The organism is Bacillus sp. EAC (assembly GCF_002156875.1).
Taxonomy (GTDB): Bacteria; Bacillota; Bacilli; order Bacillales; family Bacillaceae_G; genus Gottfriedia.
The window spans coordinates 225,586-248,098 of sequence record NZ_NCSY01000006.1 but is presented as its reverse complement, the minus strand read 5'-3'; the positions used below and the strand labels follow the sequence as shown (position 1 = coordinate 248,098).

At 34.9% G+C, this 22,513-nt stretch carries 23 protein-coding genes; 20 read left to right on the top strand and 3 right to left on the bottom strand.

The genetic code is table 11. From position 1 onward, the window contains the following. The first annotated feature begins 1 nt into the window (after position 1). The 16 genes from B7R65_RS12300 to nagA all read left to right on the top strand — a co-directional run bounded on the left by B7R65_RS12300 (position 2) and on the right by nagA (position 17,388). The gene (locus B7R65_RS12300) at positions 2–865 is read left to right on the top strand and encodes a sugar ABC transporter permease (RefSeq protein ID WP_088043079.1); all 864 of its coding nucleotides are present in this window, start codon (positions 2–4) and stop codon (positions 863–865) included. A gap of 87 nt (positions 866–952) precedes the next feature. Next, positions 953–2,524, top strand: a complete 1,572-nt coding sequence (locus B7R65_RS12295) for an alpha-amylase family glycosyl hydrolase (RefSeq protein ID WP_088043078.1) — start codon at positions 953–955, stop codon at positions 2,522–2,524. Positions 2,525–2,621: 97 nt separating this feature from the next. Continuing rightward, positions 2,622–3,635: a LacI family DNA-binding transcriptional regulator gene (locus B7R65_RS12290; protein WP_088043077.1), complete on the top strand. Its 1,014-nt coding sequence runs from the start codon at positions 2,622–2,624 to the stop codon at positions 3,633–3,635. A gap of 398 nt (positions 3,636–4,033) precedes the next feature. Next, positions 4,034–5,230, top strand: a complete 1,197-nt coding sequence (locus B7R65_RS12285) for a dicarboxylate/amino acid:cation symporter (RefSeq protein WP_088043221.1) — start codon at positions 4,034–4,036, stop codon at positions 5,228–5,230. A 205-nt stretch (positions 5,231–5,435) separates the two neighbouring features. Then, positions 5,436–5,966 (top strand): zinc ribbon domain-containing protein, encoded by a 531-nt coding sequence (locus B7R65_RS12280; RefSeq protein ID WP_179194852.1) that lies wholly within the window; start codon positions 5,436–5,438, stop codon positions 5,964–5,966. Positions 5,967–6,055: 89 nt separating this feature from the next. Further along, a complete protein-coding gene (locus B7R65_RS12275; RefSeq protein ID WP_088043075.1) occupies positions 6,056–6,535 on the top strand; it encodes a hypothetical protein in 480 nt (159 codons plus the stop codon). A gap of 408 nt (positions 6,536–6,943) precedes the next feature. After that, positions 6,944–8,188 carry an ABC transporter substrate-binding protein gene (locus tag B7R65_RS12270; RefSeq protein WP_088043074.1) on the top strand — a complete coding sequence of 415 codons (1,245 nt, stop codon included), beginning with the start codon at positions 6,944–6,946 and terminating at the stop codon, positions 8,186–8,188. Positions 8,189–8,349: 161 nt separating this feature from the next. Continuing rightward, entirely contained in the window at positions 8,350–9,195 is an 846-nt protein-coding gene (locus tag B7R65_RS12265; protein WP_373419580.1) for a carbohydrate ABC transporter permease, read from the top strand. Between the two features lie 89 nt (positions 9,196–9,284). Further along, the gene (locus B7R65_RS12260) at positions 9,285–10,043 is read left to right on the top strand and encodes a carbohydrate ABC transporter permease (protein WP_088043220.1); all 759 of its coding nucleotides are present in this window, start codon (positions 9,285–9,287) and stop codon (positions 10,041–10,043) included. A gap of 30 nt (positions 10,044–10,073) precedes the next feature. Then, positions 10,074–11,336: a Gfo/Idh/MocA family protein gene (locus B7R65_RS12255; RefSeq protein WP_088043072.1), complete on the top strand. Its 1,263-nt coding sequence runs from the start codon at positions 10,074–10,076 to the stop codon at positions 11,334–11,336. 100 nt (positions 11,337–11,436) lie between these two features. Next, on the top strand, positions 11,437–12,156 hold the full coding sequence (locus tag B7R65_RS12250) for a GntR family transcriptional regulator (protein WP_088043071.1): 720 nt from the start codon (positions 11,437–11,439) through the stop codon (positions 12,154–12,156). Between the two features lie 68 nt (positions 12,157–12,224). Next, positions 12,225–13,436 (top strand): SIS domain-containing protein, encoded by a 1,212-nt coding sequence (locus tag B7R65_RS12245; RefSeq protein WP_088043070.1) that lies wholly within the window; start codon positions 12,225–12,227, stop codon positions 13,434–13,436. Continuing rightward, positions 13,433–14,284: a tagatose-bisphosphate aldolase subunit GatY gene (gatY, locus tag B7R65_RS12240; RefSeq protein ID WP_088043069.1), complete on the top strand. Its 852-nt coding sequence runs from the start codon at positions 13,433–13,435 to the stop codon at positions 14,282–14,284. Before B7R65_RS12245 ends, gatY begins: the two co-directional genes overlap by 4 nt. 5 nt (positions 14,285–14,289) lie before the next feature. Further along, positions 14,290–15,225: a 1-phosphofructokinase gene (gene pfkB, locus B7R65_RS12235; protein WP_088043068.1), complete on the top strand. Its 936-nt coding sequence runs from the start codon at positions 14,290–14,292 to the stop codon at positions 15,223–15,225. A gap of 1 nt (position 15,226) precedes the next feature. Next, positions 15,227–16,159, top strand: coding sequence for an ROK family protein (locus B7R65_RS12230; protein ID WP_088043067.1), 933 nt, complete (start codon positions 15,227–15,229; stop codon positions 16,157–16,159). Between the two features lie 86 nt (positions 16,160–16,245). Then, a complete protein-coding gene (nagA, locus tag B7R65_RS12225; protein ID WP_088043066.1) occupies positions 16,246–17,388 on the top strand; it encodes an N-acetylglucosamine-6-phosphate deacetylase in 1,143 nt (380 codons plus the stop codon). Positions 17,389–17,491: 103 nt separating this feature from the next. On the opposite strand, the gene B7R65_RS21995 is transcribed toward nagA, so the two are convergent. Beyond that, positions 17,492–17,650 (bottom strand): hypothetical protein, encoded by a 159-nt coding sequence (locus B7R65_RS21995; protein ID WP_373419574.1) that lies wholly within the window; start codon positions 17,648–17,650, stop codon positions 17,492–17,494. Positions 17,651–17,779: 129 nt separating this feature from the next. Continuing rightward, complete coding sequence (locus tag B7R65_RS12220; protein WP_088043065.1) at positions 17,780–18,895, bottom strand: aminopeptidase; 1,116 nt, start codon at positions 18,893–18,895, stop codon at positions 17,780–17,782. A gap of 198 nt (positions 18,896–19,093) precedes the next feature. Between B7R65_RS12220 and B7R65_RS12215 the strand changes: the two genes are divergently transcribed. Beyond that, positions 19,094–19,591 (top strand): DUF948 domain-containing protein, encoded by a 498-nt coding sequence (locus B7R65_RS12215; RefSeq protein ID WP_088043064.1) that lies wholly within the window; start codon positions 19,094–19,096, stop codon positions 19,589–19,591. Next, a complete protein-coding gene (gene ytxJ / locus B7R65_RS12210) occupies positions 19,554–19,886 on the top strand; it encodes a bacillithiol system redox-active protein YtxJ (protein WP_179194866.1) in 333 nt (110 codons plus the stop codon). The genes B7R65_RS12215 and ytxJ overlap by 38 nt, the downstream gene beginning before the upstream one ends. A 145-nt stretch (positions 19,887–20,031) precedes the next feature. Here the strand turns inward: ytxJ and B7R65_RS12205 are convergent, their stop codons facing one another. Then, positions 20,032–20,421 carry a rhodanese-like domain-containing protein gene (locus B7R65_RS12205; protein WP_088043219.1) on the bottom strand — a complete coding sequence of 130 codons (390 nt, stop codon included), beginning with the start codon at positions 20,419–20,421 and terminating at the stop codon, positions 20,032–20,034. Positions 20,422–20,621: 200 nt separating this feature from the next. Here B7R65_RS12205 and B7R65_RS12200 point away from each other — a divergent pair, with 200 nt between their 5' ends. Beyond that, positions 20,622–21,074, top strand: coding sequence for an NUDIX hydrolase (locus B7R65_RS12200; protein WP_088043062.1), 453 nt, complete (start codon positions 20,622–20,624; stop codon positions 21,072–21,074). Between the two features lie 368 nt (positions 21,075–21,442). Then, complete coding sequence (locus B7R65_RS12195; protein ID WP_088043061.1) at positions 21,443–22,513, top strand: bifunctional 3-deoxy-7-phosphoheptulonate synthase/chorismate mutase; 1,071 nt, start codon at positions 21,443–21,445, stop codon at positions 22,511–22,513.

The window sequence follows — 22,513 nt, the reverse complement described above, 5'->3', positions numbered from 1 at the left end:
AATGTCTACTAAGATACAAACAAATAAAAAAGGCTTTAATTTTGGTAGCGCGCTATTAACTACTTTAATTTATATCTTATTAACGATAGTTGCTGTCATTGTGTTATTTCCAATCATTTGGATTGTCGGATCATCTTTCGGTGAATCAACAGGTCTTGCAAATGCAACGCCAATTCCTACAAATCCAACACTAATGCATTATAAAGAGCTTTTAACGGAAACAAAGTTTTCACTTTGGTACTGGAATACGTTAAAAATCGCTTTAATTAACATGGTTCTTTCAGTATTTTTATCAACATCAGCTGCTTACGTATTTTCTCGTTTTAAATTTAAAGGGAAAAAATTTGGTATGATTGCAATGTTAGTTCTTCAGATGTTCCCATCATTCATGGGAATGATTGCAATTTATATCTTATTCTTAAACTTTGGATTATTAGATAATCATATGGGATTAGTTTTAGTATATGCTGCTGGTCAAATTCCATTTAATACTTGGTTAATTAAAGGTTATCTTGGGGCAGTTCCAAAAGCACTTGATGAATCTGCGATGATTGATGGTGCAACTAAAACACAAATTTTCTTTAAAATTATTTTACCTTTATCAAAACCAATTTTAACATTTGTTGCTTTAACACAATTCATGGCTCCTTGGATGGATTTTATATTGCCACGATTATTAATAAGCTCGAATGAAAAGAAAACATTAGCAATTGGTTTATTTGATTTAATTAAAGGACAGACGAATCAGAATTTTACAATGTTCGCTGCAGGTGCAGTTTTAGTTGCTGTTCCAATCACAATTCTATATGTGTGGTTACAGAAGTATATCATTCAAGGTGTAACTGCTGGAGCGAACAAAGGATAATGTCAGATCATTATCTTCTAGTAATATACTAAAATGAAAAGAGTGAGGTCTTGAATCTCACTCTTTTTTTCTAAAAGAGGGACAAAAATGCTAAAAACAATCAAATTACTAGTAACTTTTATATTATTAACCTCACTGATCGGCTGCTCAACTCAAACAGCTTCAAAACCGAAAGTACCTATTGAAGACAAGAAAATAAAAAATTTCTCAATAAGCAAAACATTTACTGAAAATGTACGAACATGCTACTCTCTTTTTCCAATTTCATTTTCGGATTCTAATAACGATGGATATGGTGATTTGAAAGGTATTCAACAAAAATTAGATTACTTAAAAGAGTTAGGAATTCAGTGTATTTATCTAAATCCAATACAACCTTCACCTTCATATCATAAATACGATGTGGTAGATTATTACGGAGTTGATCCTAAATTTGGAACAATGCAGGACTTTGAAAATTTAGTAAAGTCTGCAAAAGAAAAGAATATCAAAATCATTATGGATATGGTATTTAATCATACATCCATTCAAAATCCATGGTTTCAAAAAGCAATAAAGGGTGATAAGAAATATAAAGATTACTATATATTTAATGATGGAAAAGATAAAGAATTTCCTTTAAATGGACCATGGTATCGTGCAGGGAAGCAATATTATCATGCATTTTTCTGGGAAGGCATGCCAGATTTAAATTTAGACAATGAGAATGTTAGAAATGAAATTTATAAAATTTCTAAGTTTTGGCTAGATAAAGGTGCAGATGGGTTTCGTTTAGATGCTGCTGCAATGGGGTTTGAACCAAGTGAATATAAACGTGGTACAAATGTCTTAGGTAAAAATGTTAATTTTTGGAAGGAATATACATCGGAAGTAAAGAAGAATAATCCTGATGCATTTGTAATTGCAGAAGTTTGGAAACCATTATATGACCAAAAGAGATATTACGAGTCATATGATTCAATGTTTAACTTCGATGGATCTGATCAAATCATGCATGCGGTAAAGACGGGTACCGCATTTGATTTTGACTCGTTCTTCTCAAAAGAAATTGAAGGAAAAAAATTAGCGGATGGGCAACGATTTATTGACTCATTATTTATTAGTAATCATGATCAAAATCGTGTTGTTAGTCAGTTAAATGGTAATTTAGATCAAGCAAAATTAGCAGCAAGTATTTATTTAACGATGCCGGGCCTAGCTTTTGTATATTACGGTGAAGAATTAGGAATGTTCGGTGAAAAACCTGATGAACAGATTCGTGAACCATTTAAATGGAACAGTTCTTTAACCGATGGTACTACTAAGTGGGAACCAATTCGTTTAAATAAAGATTTAGTACCTTTAGATGAACAACGAAAAGATCCTAACTCAATGTTTTCGCATTATAAAAAGCTAATTTCAATCAGAAATAATAATGAAGCGTTTAATATTTTTAGTGAGTATAGTGTAGGTTCATATAATGAATGGTCAAGTCTATCTTACTTTAGAGAAAGTAAAAATCAAAAGGTATTAGTTATTCACAATATTGAAGCAGATACGATTAAAATTGATTTAAAAGAGAAAGTTATAAATAACTTATTTATGAATAACGCTAATTTAAATAAATCAACTTTAACATTAAAAGGTTATGGTTCAATTATTCTTGAAGTTCAAAAGTAAGGTAGGATCAAATCATAGTTAAAAGTATTCAAAATTGAGACTAATTAATAGCCTAAGAAAAATATACTAATGATTGAGTAAGAAATGAGGTGTTACAATGGCAATTACAATAAATGATGTAGCAAAAGCTGCTGGAGTTGCCCCTTCCACAGTGTCTCGAGTTATTTCAGATAGCTCTCTAATTAGTGATCGTACGAAAAGAAAAGTAAAAAGAATTATGGAAGAGTTAGGCTACCATCCAAATATTAATGCAAGAAACTTAGCAAATCAAACATCTCAGACATTGGGAATTGTCATGCCTAGTTCAGCTAGTAAATCATTTCAGAATCCTTTCTTTCCGGAGGTTATTAGAGGAATAAGTTCTACTGCACATATAAAAGATTACTCTCTTCTCATTTCGACAGGAGAAACTGAAGAACAAATTCTTGAAGCAGTAGAAAAAATGGTGATGGGAAAACGAGTAGATGGTATTATTTTGCTTTATTCTCGTGAAAATGACCCGATTATCCAATATTTATTAAAACAAGAGTTTCCGTTTGTATTGGTCGGAAAACCTTATCAACACGTTGAAAGCATAACTTATATCGATAATGATAATTACGGTGCGGCAAGGGAAGTTACAAATAAATTTATCCGAAAAGGACACTCGAAAATTGCGTTTGTTGGTGGAAGTAGAGATTTTCTTGTAACGCAAGAACGATTATATGGTTATTGCGATGCAATTAAATTGGCTGGTATGACAGTAAATGATGAGTATATTTTTCATGATGATTTCTTGTTAGAAAGTGGAAAACTATCCATTGAACATCTAATGTCTTTAAACGAACCTCCTACAGCTATTGTTGCAGCTGATGACATTATTGCATTAGGGATTTTAAGTTCACTAGCCGATCAGGGAAAACAAGTTCCTGAACAAATTTCGATAATAAGTTTTAATAATTTAGTATTAGCTGAGCTTGCCACACCAAGACTTTCTTCTGTTGATGTAAATATTTTTCAATTAGGAAATGAAGCTACTAAGCTTGTTATTGACCGTATTCAATCAAATGACAATCATTCGAAAAGCGTTATTGTACCTTATCGAATAATTGAGAGACAATCTAGCATGTAGCGTAATTTATAAAAGATTAGGAGAACACAGCATTAGTTATCTAATGCGTGTTCTCCTTTTTTTAAAATGTGGGGATTTATTTTTTAAAAATAAGGCTCAGCAAATGTATATTGGTGATATTTTAATAAAGGATTCCTTTAAAAGATTGGTTTTATATTCACGTTGACGTAAAGAAGGCATTCGAAAAAGATAAGAAAAGGTGCTCGATTGCTGTGGGAGTTGGGGACAGTTGAAACTCGTGCAAGGCGCAGCACACGTCCCACGGAAAAGAGAGCATCCTGAAACTTGAAATCAACAATCTTTTTTAACAGAGCCATAAATAAAAGATACAAACTATCAAATTTTTCGGTATACTACTATTAGCAACATGAATAAGGAGGAAGTTTATGAAGTTTTCTATGAAAAATTACGCTTTCCCGTTGATACTTATCGGTAGTATTATCATTGGTTCAATCATCGGTTGGAATTCAGAAAGCGTTGGCATTGCCCTTAAACCAATTGGGGATTTATTTTTGAACTTATTATTTGTAGTAGTTGTACCCCTTGTTTTTTTCTCAATCGCATCGAGTTTTGCGAATGGTGGAGGAGAAGGTTTCGGAAAAATGATTCGAAATATGTCAGGAGTTTTCTTATTTACTGGAATTATTTCTGCGATTATTATGGTCGTTGTCATGAAGGTTTATCCACCTGCACACGGTGTTCACATACCTCTAGTTAAACCTGAAGCTACTGATAAGGTTTCAGTTGTAGAGCAAATTGTCAACACATTCACAGTTGGTGATTTCTCTGGTTTGTTTTCTCGTAGTAATATGATGGCTATTATAGTATTTGCAATATTAGTAGGTTTGGCAACAAATAAAGCTGGCGAAAAAGCAGATATCGTGAGAAAGCTATTATCAAGTGGAAACATCGTAATAATGAACATGGTTAACTATATTATGTATCTTGCGCCGGTGGGGCTAGGAGCATATTTTGCCTATTTAGTACCAACTTACGGAAAAGAATTATTAGGTGCTTATGGAAGAGTGTTTGTACTCTATTATGTAACTGCATTTTTATTATATTTCATTGTTTATAGCATTTTTGCATATATGGCTGGCGGTCTTGAAGGGTTCAAAATCTATTGGAAGAATGTTTTACCATCTACTTTAACAGCGCTTGGGACATGTAGTAGTGCTGCTACAATTCCAACGAACTTTGAATCAGCTGAAAAAATGGGCGTGTCTAAAAACGTTAGAGAAACGGTTATTCCTTTAGCAAGTGCACTACACAAAGATGGATCTGTTATGGGAGGCGTTGTTAAAATAGCCTTTGCTTTTGGTGTGTTTGGAATGAACTTTTCAGGACTAAATATTTATCTAGTAACAATCGGTATAGCATTATTAGTTGGAATGGTGATGGGAGCAATTCCTAATGGTGGAATGATTGGGGAAATGTTAATCCTTTCATTATTTGGATTGCCAGTAGAAGCTTTACCAATACTAGCGGCAATTAGCACAATTATAGATCCACCTGCAACAATGTTAAATGCAACTGGAGATTTGTCTGCTAGTATGTTAGTTGAAAGAATGACAAATGGAAAAAAATCAGCATAAAAAAAAGTCTGGGAGATGATCCCATTCTTTTTTTTTATGAAAAGATTACAATTTCTAAGTCTTGAAGGGAAATCAGAGATGAATGTTGAATTATATTTGGAAAATAATGTATTTGTTTTCAAGTTTTATAACTGTCATTTTTATTCAAGAAAAGAATATTGTGTAATGAAATGATATTATGGAAGTTCAAAAAGGGTGAATGAAATTGAGTGAAAAGAAACCGTTTATTACTGAAGGTCATACAAAGGCTAGAAGTTTCTTTAGAATCGTTGGACCATTAGTTGTTTTAATTGGAATAATGTTTATGGGAATAGGACTTTTTGATTTCTTTCAAGCGTTTAATAGTTTTAGTATGGGACCCACAAAGTTCCATTACATGTTTATTGGAATGCCCTTACTGTTTATAGGGATTGTGTTATGTAATTTAGGTTATGGAAGTGTGGCTGCTCGATATGTCGCAAGGGAAATGGCACCTGTTACAAGTGATACATTCAACTATGTTGGCCATGAAATTCAAGATGGGGTAAAAGATATAAGTAAGGCCATAACAGAAGGCAAAAGAGAAGCTATTTCAGAACTAAAGATTCATTGTAAAAATTGTTCTGCAGAGAATGAACAAAATGCAAATTTCTGCTCTAATTGCGGAAAAACGTTAAAAAATACTTGTAATGACTGTTTTGAAGAAAATCCAGCCGACGCTAATTTTTGTAAAAAATGTGGGAACGAACTGCTTTGATGTCAACAAGAACTAGAATTCAACGATTCTAGTTTTTTATTTTGTTTAATAGTTTATAAGTTAGGTACTACTGGTCGGAGGCATATTATATGGAGTTGTTAAAGTATTTTAGATGGACTGGAATTGTATGTTTACTACTTACTTATTTATCATTTATGGGGCGGTTTCTACATGAAACGGGGCAAGAAATTTATGACTATTCTTTATATGGTAGTTCTTCAGTTTTTATTACTATCTGTACGATCGGAGTACTAATATATAGTAAAAAATTTGGAATCATGTCGTATGTTTTGGCTCTTTTAAGCTTCATTGGTTGGATTGTAGGTAATACATATACGTCTAAGACAATAGATTGGATTGTAAATGATACATACTATTCTATTCAAGGTGAGAATTTTATGGCGATGTTCTTCATATGTCTATTAGCTAGCATAATTGCAGGAATTGTAGCTTATAAAAAAGGGGAAGCTGGTTTAGCTAAATTTTCAGGAGTTATTTTATTATTACTGCAAGGGATACTTTATGTATGTATGTTTGTTACTTGGATAATAAGCGGTGGAGGATTTTGATAGCGTTAGAAAAAAAGAAGGAGAATGAAATATATTTCTTCTCCCTTTTCAGAATCAGAAAGGGTATCACAATAAACTAGATTCGATTCATTTTTCATGTTTCGGAAACAATTGCTTTAGTTAGGTCTAAGACGTTCATGATGAAATGTGTCGAATTTATTTTTTGAAAAATTACAAAAATGGTATTTAGGAATTGAAAAAGAGATGTTATACTATCATCAACTGGTAATGACATCATTACTATATCGGTTTTAAAATTATAACTAGGGGGTGATAATTTTTATTCATAGGTACAATAGGACATTTTTGTAAGCCTTTACAAATCAACTGGTAGTAACGTCATGATGAGATAGAAATCTTATTAGGTTTAAAATCTATTAAACTTTCATGAAAAGGAAGGGAAACATTATGAAAAAATGGCTTATTATGTTTTTAACCTTAGCCTTAGGATTACTAGGTTTAGCTGGATGTAGTTCTAGTGATCAAACATCAAGTGACGGTAAAGTCGAAATTACTTATGGATTTTGGGATAAGAAACAGGTTCCTGCGATTAATGAAATTATAAAATTATTTAATGAAAAATATCCGGATATTAAGGTGAAAACGGAACTTACGCCTTACGCTCAGTATTTCCAAAAGCTTGAAACGGCTGCAACAGGTGGAGCATTGCCTGATGTCTTATGGATGAATGGTCCACACGTAGTTCAATATGCTGAAGGTAAAGTAATTCTTCCCCTTAGCGATATGGCTAAAAAAGATAATTATAGTTTAGACAACTATCCAAAGTCTTTAGTTGATCTTTATACAGTTGATGGAAAATTATTTGGTATTCCAAAAGATTTTGATACGACAGGCTTATGGTATAACAAAAAGATTTTTGATGAAGCAGGTTTGCCATATCCAGATGATTCTTGGGACTGGAACAAATTAAAGGAAGTAGCGACTAAGCTAACAAACAAGGGTAAAGGTATTTGGGGTTATGCTGCGTTAATGGGTAACCAAGGTGGTTATTATGATTTAATTTGGCAAAATGGCGGGCATATCGTTTCTGAAGATGGCAAGTCTGTTGGCTTTGACCAACCTGAGGCTATTGAAGCACTTAAATACAATATTAGCTTTATTAAGGAAGGGCTTTCTCCTACACAAGCCCAAATGACAGAAACGGCTCCTTCTGAATTATTCTCTTCAGGAAAAATAGCTATGATGTTTGATGGTCCTTGGATGGTCCCAGAATATAAAAAAAATCCTGATTTAAACGTTGCGGTTGTACCAAAAGGAAAACAACGTGCGGTTGCGATACATGGTCTATCTAATGTTATTGCGGCGAATACAAAACATAAGAATGCTGCTTGGAAGTTTGTACAGTTCCTGGGATCTAAAGAAGCAGCGGAAGTGTATGCGAATACGGGAACAGTTATACCTGCTTATAATGGTACTCAAGAAGCTTGGATTCAATCTGTTCCGAATTTGAACTTAAAAGCCTTTATTGACGGTGTTGACTATTCTGTTCCACTTCCAAGTGTGAAAAATACAGGAGAAATTTGGCAATATGAAACAGATATTCTGAAAAAGGCTTGGAGCGGAGAAGAAAGTGTAGAGGATGCAGCAAAAGAGTTAACGAAAAAGGCCGATGAGGCACTAGCTAAGAACTAAAAAAAATGAAGAGGAGAAGTTATTTCTTCTCTTTATTTTCCTTAAAAGGAGGGAATATAGTGAAGGAAACTCCTCTACAAGTAGTTGCGAAGGTTAATAGAGAATTAAAAGTTCCAAACTTATCTAAGACAAAGAAACGTTCCGATTACTTTTGGGCATATCTGATGATTGCTCCAACTATGCTAGGTTTATTAATATTTTACCTATGGCCAATCATACAAACTTTTTACTTTAGTTTTACCGAATGGGGAGCATTTGGACAGTATGAGTGGACTGGATTGGATAATTATAAACGGATGCTAGAGGATTCAAACCTTTTGCAGTCGTTTAAAAATACAGGGATATATATTATTTTTACTGTTCCTCTTGGGGTTTTCTTTTCTATTCTTCTTGCGGTTCTCTTAAACCAAAAAATAAAAGGGAAATCTGTCTATCGAACTTTATACTTTTTACCAGTTATTACTATGCCTGCTGCAATCGCCATGGTGTGGAAATGGCTATATAATTCTGATTATGGGCTACTGAATTATTTTTTATCTCTTTTTGGAATAAAGGGTCCACAATGGGTTAGTGATCCGAAAATTGCATTATATTCGATAATTGTGGTGGCAGTTTGGAGTGGAATTGGTTATAACATGGTCATATTCTTATCTGGTCTGCAGGGAATACCAAAGACTTATTATGAAGCAGCGGAAATGGATGGGGCTGGTCCCATCAAAGTATTTTTTAAAATAACGTTGCCGCTACTATCTCCCGTTATTTTCTTTGTTACAATCATGTCTTTAATTGGAGCGTTTCAAGTATTCGATTTGATTTTCATGATGATTGGAAAAAGTAGTACAGCTTTGGAAAATACACAATCAATTGTCTATCTATTTTATCAGCATGCATTCGTGTTAAACGATAAAGGTTATGCAGCCGCAATCGCTGTACTGTTATTGGTTGTCATTCTGATTATTACTGCAATTCAAATGGTTTTACAGAAAAAATGGGTTCACTATGATTAAAGGAGGAGTAACCATTGGAAAAAACGAGACAGATTTTTACAAGTAAAACCCTTCTCATCCATTTAATTCTAATTGTCGGCTCGGTAGCGATGGTCCTACCTTTTATTTGGATGATCCTAACCTCATTAAAGACTTATGCAGAGTCGATTCATGTTCCACCAGTTATCATCCCGAAGGATTTTCAATGGGGGAATTATAAAGAAGTCTTTGCATTGTTACCTTTTTTAAAATTTATGTTTAACACCCTAATTGTTACGGTAATCCGTACAACAGGGCAATTATTTCTATGTTCAATAGCCGCATATGCCTTTGCGAGGATTGAATTTCCAGGCAGAAATATTCTTTTTATGATAGCGCTATCTGTTTTAATGGTACCCGGGCAAGTTTTTTTACTTCCGCAATATATGATTATGGTGAAATTAGGTTGGTTGAACACACTGCAAGCAGTGGTGGTTCCAGGTTTATTTAGTGCATTCGGAACTTTCTTATTACGTCAATTTTTTATGGGACTTCCAAAAGAGTTAGAAGAAGCGGCTAGACTGGATGGCTGTAACCATTTTCAAATTTATTGGCGTGTTATGCTACCACTGGCCAAGCCAGGTTTGGTTGCCTTGGGAATTTTTACTACTCTTTGGAGCTGGAATGAATTGATGTGGCCTATGATTGTCAATAGTTCACCTGAGTCTATGACTCTATCAGTTGGATTGACATCGCTTCAGGGGCAATATTTAACAAACTACCCTATTTTGATGGCAGGCTCATTTTTAGCAATATTACCAATGCTTATCTTGTTTATTGTCCTACAAAAACAATTTATTGAAGGAATTGCTGTAACAGGTGGAAAATAACTGTAATTACAAAGCGAGGAGGAACTGAAAATGAAAGCAGCATTAATTGGTGCAGGAAGCAGGGGATATTATGCATATGGAACTTATGCACTCGAGTATCCTCAGGAAATTCAATTCATTGCAGTAGCTGAACCGAATAAAGAGAAGAGAGATAAATTTGCAGAAGCGCATCATATTCCTGAGAATATGAGATTTGAAGATTGGACAGAACTGTTAGAAAAAGATCAACTTTGTGAAGCAATTTTGATTTGCAGTCCCGACCGTGATCATTATAAGCCTGTCATGAAAGCAATCGAAAAAGGTTATAGTATTTTGCTAGAGAAACCGATGTCACCGAAGCCACATGAGACATTAGAAATTGCCGAAGCTGCTGAAAAAAACAATACATTATTAACTGTTTGCCATGTTATGAGATATGCTCCATTTTATCAAGCGTTAAAAGAAAGTGTAGACCGAAAAGTAATCGGTGATATTGTATCGATTCAATGGAATGAAAATGTAGGCTATTTTCATCAGGCCCATAGTTTTGTCCGTGGCAACTGGAGTAATTCAGGTAAATCAAGTCCGATGATTTTACAAAAGAGCTGTCATGATATGGATATGTTAGCTTGGTTAATTGGTACAGAATGTAAGAGCGTATCCTCATACGGAAGCTTAACTTATTTTAAAAAGGAAAATGCTCCCGAAGGTTCAACACAACGCTGTTTAGATGGATGTAAAGTAGAAAAGGAATGTTCTTATTCAGCTGCTAAGTGGTATTTACATGATAGGGATGTCTGGCCTGCCAATGTTATATCAGCAAATCCTAGCATTGATAGCAGACTAAAAGCGATTCAAGAAGGTCCATATGGACGATGTGTGTTTCATTGTGATAACGACGTCGTCGATCACCAGGTAGTTAATTTATTATTTGAAAACGATGTGACTGTTGCCTTTACAATGACTGCGTTTACAAACGAAACCTACCGTAACTTTAAAATTATGGGAACAAAGGGAGAAATAAGTGGCAACGATGTGAGAAATGAGATTGAAATCAACCTTTTTTCAGGTGAAAAGGAAACGGTTCATCCTGAAACAGTGGATGGTGGGCATATGGGTGCAGATACGGGTATTATGGCGGATTTCATCCTTAGTGTGAAACAGAAAGATAGAGGCAGTCTAACGTCGGGTATAGTTTCGGCTAAAAGTCATATGATTGCTTTTGCAGCTGAGGAATCAAGAGTTTCAGGAGCAATGGTGTCATTAGAGGATTATATGAGAAATTTGAAAATGACAAAAGAGGAAGTATTATAAAAATTTCACTGCGACATTATGTGGTAACTTTTTCAATATTATGTATAATATACTTATATATAACTGGTTATGACAAAGATACCACTTAAAGGAGCTTATCATGGTAGAAAAGGATTCTCGACTTCCGCTTTATTATCAATTAATGGATATTTTATTAGAAAAAATCGAAACAGGTGAGCTTGTTGAAAATGATCAATTGCCGTCTGAACGTGAATTATGTGATTCCTACCAGGTTAGCCGGACAACGGTAAGACAAACCATGCAAGAGCTGGAAAAGCAAGGATATATTTATAAGATTCATGGTAAAGGAACCTATGTTTCACCGAGAACGTATAACCAAAGTCTTGTGAAATTTTATAGTTTTACGGAAGAAATGAAGAAAGCTGGAAAGCTTCCAACTACTAGAGTCGTTTCTTTCGAAAAAGTCTTCTGTGATAATAAAATAGCAAAGGCGATGGATCTTCCAGTCGAAGAAGAAGTGTTTAAGATCATTCGTTTAAGGCTTGCAGACCAGGAACCGATGTTATATGAAACTTCCTATGTTCCAGTCAAAGGTTTTAACAGCCTTTCCAGTCAAAAATTAGAGAATACGCCGATGTATGAGATATTTAGTTCCGAGTATAATGTGAAAATTTCTAGTGCACTGGAAAGCTTTATGGCGGTTAGCGCTAATAAAGTGGAGGCTGACATGTTAAACATTATTGAAGGTGCCCCATGTCTTATGTTAAAACGTATTACTTATGACCAAAGTAAAGTGATTGAGTATACGATATCGATTGCTAGAGGAGATAAATTTACTTATACAGTAGAATTGAAATAGATACGAAAAGTATCTATTTTAATTCTACTGGTAATGATGACATGAACAGTTTGATAGGAGGAGAATGTATGGAGCTATTAAAATCAAGTGAAATCGAGAGAATGAATGTCGGTGCCAGCCATACAGCGAAAGAAATAGCCCAGCAACCTAGATTATGGAATGAAACAAAGGAAATCCTGTTAATTAATAGAGATCGTATCCTATCATTTTTAAAAAATATTGAGAAGAAGCATGAGCAACTACGAATCATTTTGACAGGAGCAGGTACCTCTGCTTTTGTAGGAGACACCATTCTTCCCCATCTAAAAGGAATAGTTAATAACAAAAAAATAATTGTGGAAAGTATTGCTACAACAAATATCGTTTCGAATCCTCATTCATTTCTAGATAAGAACTTTCCGACGATTATGATTTCCTTTGCCCGCTCAGGCAATAGCCCAGAAAGCTTAGCAGCTATTCAATTGGGAGAGCAAATCGTTGAGGACTTTTACGGAATTATTTTTACATGTAATGAAAATGGATTATTAGCTGTAAAAAAGAAAAGCGATGAAAAACACTTAGTCATCTTCATGCCTGAGGAAGCAAATGATCAAGGTTTTGCGATGACGAGCAGCTTTACGACGATGCTTCTCTCTATTTTGCTTCTTTCTCATGTTAAACAAATTCACACATGGGAGGAAACACTTGATAATCTAATTCAAGCCGGTCACACGATCATAAGAGAAAGTGAAAAAAGTGTAAGAGAACTAGCTGCTTCTACTTTTTCAAAAGTTGTTTATTTAGGCTCAGGTGTATTTGAAGGTTTAGCAAGAGAGTCTTCTTTAAAACTGTTAGAGTTAACGGGCGGAACGATACCATCAACCTTCGACACTTCATTAGGGTTTCGACATGGTCCTAAGTCAATTTTAGATAAAGATACAATTGTATTCGTGTTCTTATCTTGCCACTCTTACACAAGACAATATGATCTCGATATATTAGAAGAGATTTATAGAGAAACCGACCGAGGGAAGGTAGTGGCTATTTCCTCCTTTAAGGATGAAGCAGCAGAAAAACATAGTGATCTTTTTTATCATGTTAATCTACCAACGATTAATGAAGATATTTTACTAGCTTTTCCTTTTATTTTATATGCTCAAACCTTCGCAATGTATAAATCTATTAATCTTGGTTTTTCTCCAGATAATCCATCACCCTCAGGAGTGGTAAACAGGGTCGTGAAAGGCGTCAAAATTTACCCTTATTCTAATGAGTTGAAAAATGGAGGGGAGTTATCATGATTATTTCAAGGAGTGCGATACTGCTAGATGCACAGTCAAAGGGATATGCTGTACCGGCATTTAATGTTCATAACTTAGAAACAATGAAAACCGTTTTAGAAGTGGCTCAAGAGCTACGATCCCCGGTCATGATTGCTGCGACACCAAGTACGGTGAGCTATATTGGTAAGGAATTCCTGGTTAGCATGATGGTGGCCGCTAAAAAAAGCTACGATATTCCAATTTGTTTTCACCTTGATCACCATGAAAAAGTTGAAGATATTAAAGAATTAATCCAAATGGGAATTCCATCTATCATGATCGATGCTTCTCATTATGACTTTGAGGAGAATGTTAGAATCGTCCGTGAAGTGGTAGAGTATGTGTCTCCATTTGGCGTGGCGGTTGAAGCAGAACTTGGCCGGCTAAGTGGGATCGAGGATGATTTGGAAGTAGATGAAAGGGATCAGATTTATACAAATCCGACAGAAGCCTGCGAGTTTGTTTCCAGAACCGGAATTGATTCATTAGCAGTCGCCATTGGTACGGCTCATGGACTATATAAAGGGGAACCCAAATTAGATATTGATCGATTAACTGCTATTCAAAAGGAAGTTAATATCCCACTAGTTCTTCATGGTGCTTCAGGGTTACCAGATGAATTAGTTCAAAAAACGATCAAGCGAGGGATTTGTAAAGTAAATATTGCCACTGAATTAAAGATGGCTTTTATTAAAGGCCTACGTGGTTATTTACAAGAACACCCAGATGCCAATGACCCAAGGTATTATTTTAAAGATGCAAAGGCTGAAATGAAAAAAGTGGTTGCCGATAAAATCAAAATGTGCGGCAGTGTGAATCGAGGATAGAAAAAATGATTGCAACAGTGACATTAAACCCGGCTATTGATATTAGATACAGCCTATCAGCCTTTCAGTTGGACGAAGTGAATCGTGTTTCATCCGTGGATAAAACAGCAGGCGGTAAAGGGCTGAATGTCTCGCGTGTTTTATCACAATTAGGGGCTAAAGTTACATGTACTGGATTTTTAGGAGGGAAAAGCGGTGAATGGATCGCAGAGCAACTCCCTAATTGGAAGTTAATCAATCGCTTTATACCAATACAAGGTGAAACAAGGTTTTGTTTAACGATTGAATCAAGGGAAGGTCATACAGAAATCCTTGAACAAGGCCCTAAGATAGTGGAAAATGAAAGAGAAGAGTTTTTGAAAAATTTCGACACCATTCTCGAATCAATGGAATATATCGTGGTTTCTGGTAGCCTACCCGGTGGATTAGAGGCGGATTTTTACCGGCAGCTGGCAGAAAAAGCAAAACAACATGGAAAGTATTTACTATTAGATTCAAGTGGGGATGCATTAGCCGAAGGTGTTCACGGGAAGCCCTTTTTAATAAAACCAAATAGGGAAGAATTTTGCAAGTTAATTGGAGAAGGACAAATATCTTTGAAGGGCATGATGTTGCATGCTCAGGCACTCTGTCAGAATGGAGTGGAATTCGTCCTTCTATCATTAGGAGAAGACGGGGCCTTATTAATTAGTAGAAGCCGGGTTCTTCAGGCTATTATCCCAACTTTAACAACTGTTCATCAAGTCGGTTCAGGAGATAGTATGCTTGCCGGTTTCACATACGCTCATTCCAGGGGATATCCAATTGAGGAGGTACTCAAGTGGTCGTGTGCATGCGGAATGTCAAATGCGGTATCGGAAAGAACAGGATCAATCGATTTATCACAAGTGCAATACTTTTTGAATGTCATTAAGGTGAAAGAATTAACAGGGGGAGAGTAATGTGGACTATATTGTTTGTTTTGATATCGGAGGTACGTTTATCAAATATGGACTATTGGATCAAAAAGGTCATTTGATCATCAAAGACAAAGTGGCGACCCCTAAAAGTGATATACAAAAGTTCCTTCCTGAGCTTCTAGTCGAAAAGATAGAAATGCTCCAAAATGATTTTTCAATAGCAGGAATCGGAATCTCAACCTGTGGTTTGGTCGATCATGAAAAGGGAGAAATTTTATTTTCCAACAATCTTCCCAACTATTCTGGAATGAAGTTGGCTGACATTTTATTCAATAAATTTGAATTACCTGTTAGTGTTGAAAACGATGTAAAAAGTGCCTGCTTAGGTGAAATGTGGAAGGGCGCAATTCGAGGAAAGCGAAATGTCGTTTTTTTAACATTAGGAACAGGCATAGGCAGTACTATAATCGTAGACGGAAAGATTGTGAATGGATCCCATAATCTAGCTGGTGAATTAGGCCACACTGTTATCGTCAGCGATGGACGCGTTTGCGGTTGCGGGCGAAAAGGTTGTTACGAACGATATGCTGCCACATCAGCTTTAGTAAATGATTTTATAGAAGAAAAGAAGAAACAAGGAGAATTTGTGAAGAATATTTCTGGAGAAGAAATTCTCAAGTTAGTGATAGAAAAGGATTCAATTGCTTCAACCGTATATAAAAGATTTATTCATTATTTAAGTATTGGACTTGTAAATGTTGCACATCTGCTCAATCCAGAGGCAATCATTATCGGCGGAGGAATTGCAGAACAAACAGACCAATTTATTCTAGATATCAATGCTGAGATTACAAAGCAAATCATGCCGATTTATGAAAAGGGGAACTTAGTATTTCCTTCAGTCTTAGGAAATGACGCTGGAATGTACGGAGCATGCTTCAAAGTATTAAAGAAGCTAAACCACTTACAAGTATAATTTTGAAGGGTAAGAGGCAGTACATATAGTGGAGTTGCCAATTATTCTTCAGCAATGTGCTAGGAATCTAGAGGAGTGGGAATGGAATGAAAGCGATTAAGGCAGAAAAATTTTATACATTGAATCAAGTCTTAGATACAGGCTATTTATTGATCGAAAATGGAAAAATTCAAGAAATTACAACGAAAAAGCCTTCATGTGAGATTTTGGATTTTTCAGGTTTCGAAGCCATTCCTGGCATGATTGATATCCATATTCATGGACTTGCGGGGAATGACACGATGGATGGAAGTATCCATTCTCTGCAAGAAATGTCCATGTCGCTCGCTCGGACCGGTGTCACGGGATTTTTACCAACCACTCTTACCCATGATTTTGAAAAAATTAAAAATGCAATAAAGGTTGTCAGTGAAGCGATTGGTAAGTCAAGAGGTGCGGAAATAATTGGCTCATACGTAGAAGGACCCTATATTACTCCGGAGCATCGTGGAGCACATCCCGTCAAATTTATGCGTGAACTCTCTTTGGATGAGTTGAAAGAGCTAATTGAGATTTCAAACAATACAATTAAGGTTATGACGATTGCTCCTGAAAAGGAACTTGCAGAAGAAGCGATTAAGTTCTTAACGAAAAAAGGAATTCACGTCTCGATAGGTCACACCAATGCAGACTATGATACTACAAATAACGCAATTGAACACGGAGCAAGGATTGCGGTCCATACTTATAATGGGATGCGCGGGTTTAACCATCGAGATCCTGGATGCGTTGGGGCCGTGCTCACAAATGATCAATGCTATTGCGAGTGTATCGCTGATTTGCACCATGTTCATCCCGGGGCAATCAAGTTACTTTATAAGTCAAAAGGGCAGGACCAAGTGTTATTGATTAGCGACTCAATGGCAGCTGCTAATTTGCCCGACGGCAATTATACCTTAGGGACAATAGAAGTAAAGGTTGAAAATAAAATTGCCCGGACTGTGGAAACAGGATCACTGGCAGGAAGTACCACTAATTTAATGGAATGCTTAAAAAATATAAAAGAGGTTCTGGGTATTCCACTTGAAAGCATTTTACCAATGGTAAGCCGAAACCAAGCAAAACTGCTAAATATTGATCATGAAGTAGGAAGCTTAGAACCTGGAAAAAAAGCAAACATTGTCATGATTGATCAGAAATTAAATGTAAAAGCTACGTTTATTAATGGGAATTTGGTTTATGGTGCCTGACACGATTTAATGGGTGAAAGAAAATTAGTTAGAAGAATCTAGTTTGAACTTAGTAATTTTAACTGCACTCCAATTGTTGTCGTGTACAACAATTGGAGTGCAGTTAAAGATATTGTGGTTTTTTTAACAATTTAACTAGTAAATAGCATTTTTCTAAATCATGCAGTAAACCAGGTTGCATGTCTTGGTGTTGTGGTGGGAAAGTAAGTGGAACTTGCTCACATTTTTCCTCATAGCTATAGTATGGGTATTTTGGAATCAAGCGAAATCCTCCTTTTGTTAGAAATTCAAAGCAAGATATTCGCCTAGTTTTAAATTTGTGCAAGTCAGACCTAAATCAATAAAAAAGAACACATATCAATGTTAATATGTGTTCTTGATTTTTTTTTATTTATTTTAGATTTTCTGGGTTTAAGCCTTCTAATTCTGGAATTACGAAACGGCCATCTTTACGGATTAAAACGTCATCGAAGTAAATTTCTCCTCCACCGTATTCAGGACGTTGGATACATACCATATCCCAGTGGATATTTGAGTTATTACCATTGTATGCTTCATCATAAGCTTGACCAGGAGTGAAGTGGAAACTTCCATCGATTTTCTCATCGAATAAAATATCACCCATTGGATGTAAGATGTATGGGTTTACTCCAATTGCGAATTCTCCGATATAGCGCGCGCCTTCATCTGTATCAAATACTTTGTTAATTCGTTCTGAATCGTTAGCAGTTGCTTCAACAATTTTACCATCTTTAAATTTAAGCTGTACATTTTCAAATGTAAAACCATTGTTTGGTGATGGCGTGTTGTAAGAAAGTGTACCATTTACTGAATCACGAACTGGAGCAGTAAATACTTCTCCATCAGGAATATTCATTTCTCCAGCACATTTAATTGCTGGAATATCTTTAATTGAGAACGTTAAATCTGTTCCAGGACCTTTAATTTGTACTTTGTCAGTGCGGTTCATTAATGCTACAAGTGCATCCATAGCATTGTCCATTTTACCATAGTCTAGGTTACAAACATCGAAGTAGAAATCTTCAAATGCTTCTGTGCTCATTTTTGCAGATTGAGCCATAGAATCTGTTGGGAAACGTAAAACTACCCATTTAGTTTTTGGAACACGAATTTCTCTATGTACTTTATGTCCAACAGTTTTACCATGTATTTTTGTTTTTTCATCCGGTACATCAGAAAGCTCACTAATATTAACACCTGAACGTAAACCGATATAAGCATCCATGTCTTTCATAACATTTGCTTCATATTCAGCAATTTTATTGAAATGTTCTTCAGTAGCACCCATTAATAAAGCGCGGTCTACTTTATGATCTTTAATTGAAACGAAAGGAAAACCACCAGCAGCATATGCTTCTTTTACTAAAGCAGTTACTAATTCTGATTCAAGTTTAAAATTTTCGATTAAGATTTTTTCCCCTGGTTGTAATTTAACAGAGTAATTGATTAAGTTTTTAGCTAATTTAGCAATACGTGGATCTTTCATGAAAATTCCCTCCAATAATATGACTATAATCCTATTGTAAACTATTTGGTCAGTTTTGTTTACTGATAGTATTCTTTTTTTACAAAAGAATTTGAAAACTTGGTGAATGACTTATTTAGTGTTTGGTAAAATTTGTAGTATAATACAAAATAAGAGAATTATATTTGTGGAAAGCTATGGAAGAAAGGGGTCACATGAATGAATCTTATTTCAGTTAGCACATTTATTGCAGCTATAGCATTTGTAGTTTTAGTTATTTTTATTTGTCGTTCGTTATTCCGTTTTGAAAAGGTATTAAGAGGTGTTGAACATACACTTTCGGAGACACAAAAAGATGTACATGATGTTTGCGTCGAAACGGTTCAATTAATACATACTTCTAATCATTTAGCTGAAGAAGCAAAAATATTTGTTAATAATTCTAACGAATTAACAAAAGATATGCGAGAGCGGGCAAAATCCTTTGATGTATTAGCTAGATCAGTCGAAGAAGTAGGCGTGACTATCTCTGAAATGAACGAAAAAGTCAGAGATACAGCTACAAATGTTACAAATACTGTAAAAATTAGTACTGAAAAAATGTCTCAAGCCTTAAAATGGGGTTCGACTGCAGTTGATATTTGGGAAAAGATTAAAACGAAGCGTGAGGGAAAAAAGAATAATGGTCAAAAGAATTTCGACGATTCAAGAGTTTGAAGAGCTAATTAATTTAAATGAAAAATTTGTTTTCTTAAAACACAGTACAACATGTCCAATAAGTCATGCAGCTTATACTGAATTTTTAGCATTTGCTACAGCTTATGAAGAAATTCCTTTGTATTATTTACAAGTTCAAGATGACCGTGAACTTTCAAACTATATTGCCGAGAAGACATCAATTAGACACGAATCTCCTCAGTTATTTATTTTTGAAAACGGTGAAGCAGTATTTAATACTTCTCATTTTTCAATTAAAAAAGAGTCAATCGAAAATGCATTATTAAAAAAATAGCCATATTAAAGTGAACTGCATCTCCAATTGTTAGAAACAACTAACAATTAGAGGTGCAGTTTTTTTTGACTACTATTTCATTAGCGCAGAAAAAAATCTTGAAAAAAGAGAAGTGAACTTACCACTTCTCCTTCCAAAGTTTAATTTATTCTACATCAAAGCCAGCAGCTTTCCATGCGGCAGTTCCACCATCAATATATGCAACATCTGTGAATCCCATTTTCTTAAGTAAATAAGCACCTAAAGATGCTTGTCCTCCAGCACCACAAGTTACTAAAACTGGACGATTTCGATCAGCCAAACGTGGTTCACGTAAATGTTCTGGTAATTCAAGATCAGCGCGAATTGGAAGCATACCAAGTGAAATATTCACACTACTTGGTATTAATCCACATGCACCTGCATCTGTTGCATCTTGTACATCAATTACGAATGTATCTGGATTAGAATTAATTTTTTCACGAGCTTCAGCTGAACTGATACCCGGTACATTTTCACGAGCCTCTGCTACCATTTGTTTAAAAGTAATAGTCATCGTTACCCCTCCATAATTTACAAATTTAGAAATTCCTAAAAATGGAAACTTCATTTTATACAATACACCTTTTCTTACCAATAATTCAAATTTACTTCTTTCTATACTGAACTGTCGTTATGCCATATAAAAAGGGAAAGTAAGAAGCGCAACGAATTAAATACTAATTGAATGAAAGATAGTCTAGAGGAGAGTATTTCATGGGTTATATTATGGATTTAAGAAAAATAGTTGGAAGCCGTCCCATAATAATGGCAGGTGCAAACGTTATTCTACTAGATTCGAAAAAGAGAATGTTATTACAACTTAGAAAAGATAACAATTGTTGGGGATTACCAGGTGGCTCATTAGAAATGGGAGAGACATTAGAGGAAGTAGCTAAACGAGAATTAAGAGAAGAAACAGGTCTAGTTGCTAACACACTTGTACTATTTAACATTTTCTCTGGAGAAGAGTATTATTACAAATATCCTCATGGAGATGAAGTGTACAATGTAATTGCTACGTATGTATGTACGGATTATAGCGGTGTGATGGAAAAAGATGAAAGTGAAGTCAAAGCTTTAAAGTTTTTTGAGCTTAATAAACTTCCAATTGAGATAAGTCCGCCAGAAATTCCAATTATAAATTTGTTTATTGATTCTGGAGAATAAAGTTACATCTATCTATTTTTATCTATGTTTTGGGTTGTTTTGGCAACACTATTTCTTATTTGGATCCTTTCTAAAAGATAGATTTTTGTTTTTTAATTAGTTTTGTACAAGCAAACTGACATTAAAAGAAGGTAGTTGGAGCGGAAACCCACAAATCTCATTATTTACTTTCAACAATGTTTAAGGTAAGAATCTCTAAAAAAAGATACCCCCCTCAAAGTATAGGGTTGCCAAGCAACTCTTTTTCTAATTTAAATGAAATAATGGAATAAAACTTTTCTAAAATAATGCTGATATTTTGATTAGCTGTCTATAAAGTGACATAATAACACATGAGATAAAGGTATTTTTGCTAGGAGGACTTTAAATTGACTAACAATGATTTAGAACATCTAAGAAGTGAAATAGATGAGATTAACCATCAAATATTTGAATTGCTAAATAAAAGAGGCGAAATCGTAAAGAAAATTGGCGTGGCGAAAATTGATCAAGGCGTTAAAAGATATGATCCAGTTAGAGAGCGTAAAATGCTTGATCATATTGCTTCGATAAATGATGGACCATATAGTACTTCAACGCTACAACATATTTTTAAAGAAATATTTAAAAGTAGCTTAGAACTTCAAGAGGAAGCTGACAAAAAGGTATTACTCGTTTCTAGAAAAAGAAAATCGGAAAATACAATTGTTGAGGTAAATGGAGTAAAAATTGGCGATGGTAATCCGATTATTATCGCGGGACCTTGTGCAGTGGAGAGCTATGAACAAGTTGATTCAGTTGCAAAAGTGTTAAAAGAACAAGGTGTGAAAATTATGCGTGGTGGAGCATTTAAACCACGTACATCTCCGTATGATTTTCAAGGTCTTGGAGAAGAAGGCTTAAGAATATTAAAAGAAGTTGGTCAAAATCATGGACTTGCGATTATAAGTGAGATTGTTAGCCCTGAACATATTGAAATGGCACTAGATTATGTAGATATAATCCAAATAGGGGCACGCAATATGCAAAACTTTGAATTATTAAAAGCAGCTGGAGCTGTTAATAAACCTATTTTACTTAAACGAGGGTTAGCGGCTACAATTGAAGAATTTATTTATGCTGCTGAATATATTATGTCTGAAGGAAATCAAGAAATTATTTTATGTGAGCGAGGAATTCGAACATACGAGAAAGCAACTAGAAATACTTTAGATATTACTGCGGTTCCTATTTTAAAACAAGAAACTCACTTACCAGTTTTAGTAGATGTAACGCATTCTACAGGAAGAAGAGATCTCTTAATACCAGCTGCAAAGGCAGGACTTGCAATTGGAGCAGATGGAATTATGGCCGAAGTTCATCCAGATCCTGCAACGGCTTTAAGTGACACTGCTCAACAAATGAATTTTGAGCAATTCGATCAATTTATGTCAGAAATAAATTCATTCATAAATAGATAA

Coding starts and splice junctions, on each gene's coding strand:
- B7R65_RS12300 (WP_088043079.1), top strand. CDS start 2: ATGTCTACTAAGATACAAACAAATAAAAAAGGCTTTAATTTTGGTAGC.
- B7R65_RS12295 (WP_088043078.1), top strand. CDS start 953: ATGCTAAAAACAATCAAATTACTAGTAACTTTTATATTATTAACCTCA.
- B7R65_RS12290 (WP_088043077.1), top strand. CDS start 2,622: ATGGCAATTACAATAAATGATGTAGCAAAAGCTGCTGGAGTTGCCCCT.
- B7R65_RS12285 (WP_088043221.1), top strand. CDS start 4,034: ATGAAAAATTACGCTTTCCCGTTGATACTTATCGGTAGTATTATCATT.
- B7R65_RS12275 (WP_088043075.1), top strand. CDS start 6,056: ATGGAGTTGTTAAAGTATTTTAGATGGACTGGAATTGTATGTTTACTA.
- B7R65_RS12270 (WP_088043074.1), top strand. CDS start 6,944: ATGAAAAAATGGCTTATTATGTTTTTAACCTTAGCCTTAGGATTACTA.
- B7R65_RS12260 (WP_088043220.1), top strand. CDS start 9,285: ATGGTCCTACCTTTTATTTGGATGATCCTAACCTCATTAAAGACTTAT.
- B7R65_RS12255 (WP_088043072.1), top strand. CDS start 10,074: ATGAAAGCAGCATTAATTGGTGCAGGAAGCAGGGGATATTATGCATAT.
- B7R65_RS12250 (WP_088043071.1), top strand. CDS start 11,437: ATGGTAGAAAAGGATTCTCGACTTCCGCTTTATTATCAATTAATGGAT.
- B7R65_RS12245 (WP_088043070.1), top strand. CDS start 12,225: ATGGAGCTATTAAAATCAAGTGAAATCGAGAGAATGAATGTCGGTGCC.
- gatY (WP_088043069.1), top strand. CDS start 13,433: ATGATTATTTCAAGGAGTGCGATACTGCTAGATGCACAGTCAAAGGGA.
- pfkB (WP_088043068.1), top strand. CDS start 14,290: ATGATTGCAACAGTGACATTAAACCCGGCTATTGATATTAGATACAGC.
- nagA (WP_088043066.1), top strand. CDS start 16,246: ATGAAAGCGATTAAGGCAGAAAAATTTTATACATTGAATCAAGTCTTA.
- B7R65_RS12220 (WP_088043065.1), bottom strand. CDS start 18,895: ATGAAAGATCCACGTATTGCTAAATTAGCTAAAAACTTAATCAATTAC.
- B7R65_RS12215 (WP_088043064.1), top strand. CDS start 19,094: ATGAATCTTATTTCAGTTAGCACATTTATTGCAGCTATAGCATTTGTA.
- B7R65_RS12205 (WP_088043219.1), bottom strand. CDS start 20,421: ATGACTATTACTTTTAAACAAATGGTAGCAGAGGCTCGTGAAAATGTA.
- B7R65_RS12200 (WP_088043062.1), top strand. CDS start 20,622: ATGGGTTATATTATGGATTTAAGAAAAATAGTTGGAAGCCGTCCCATA.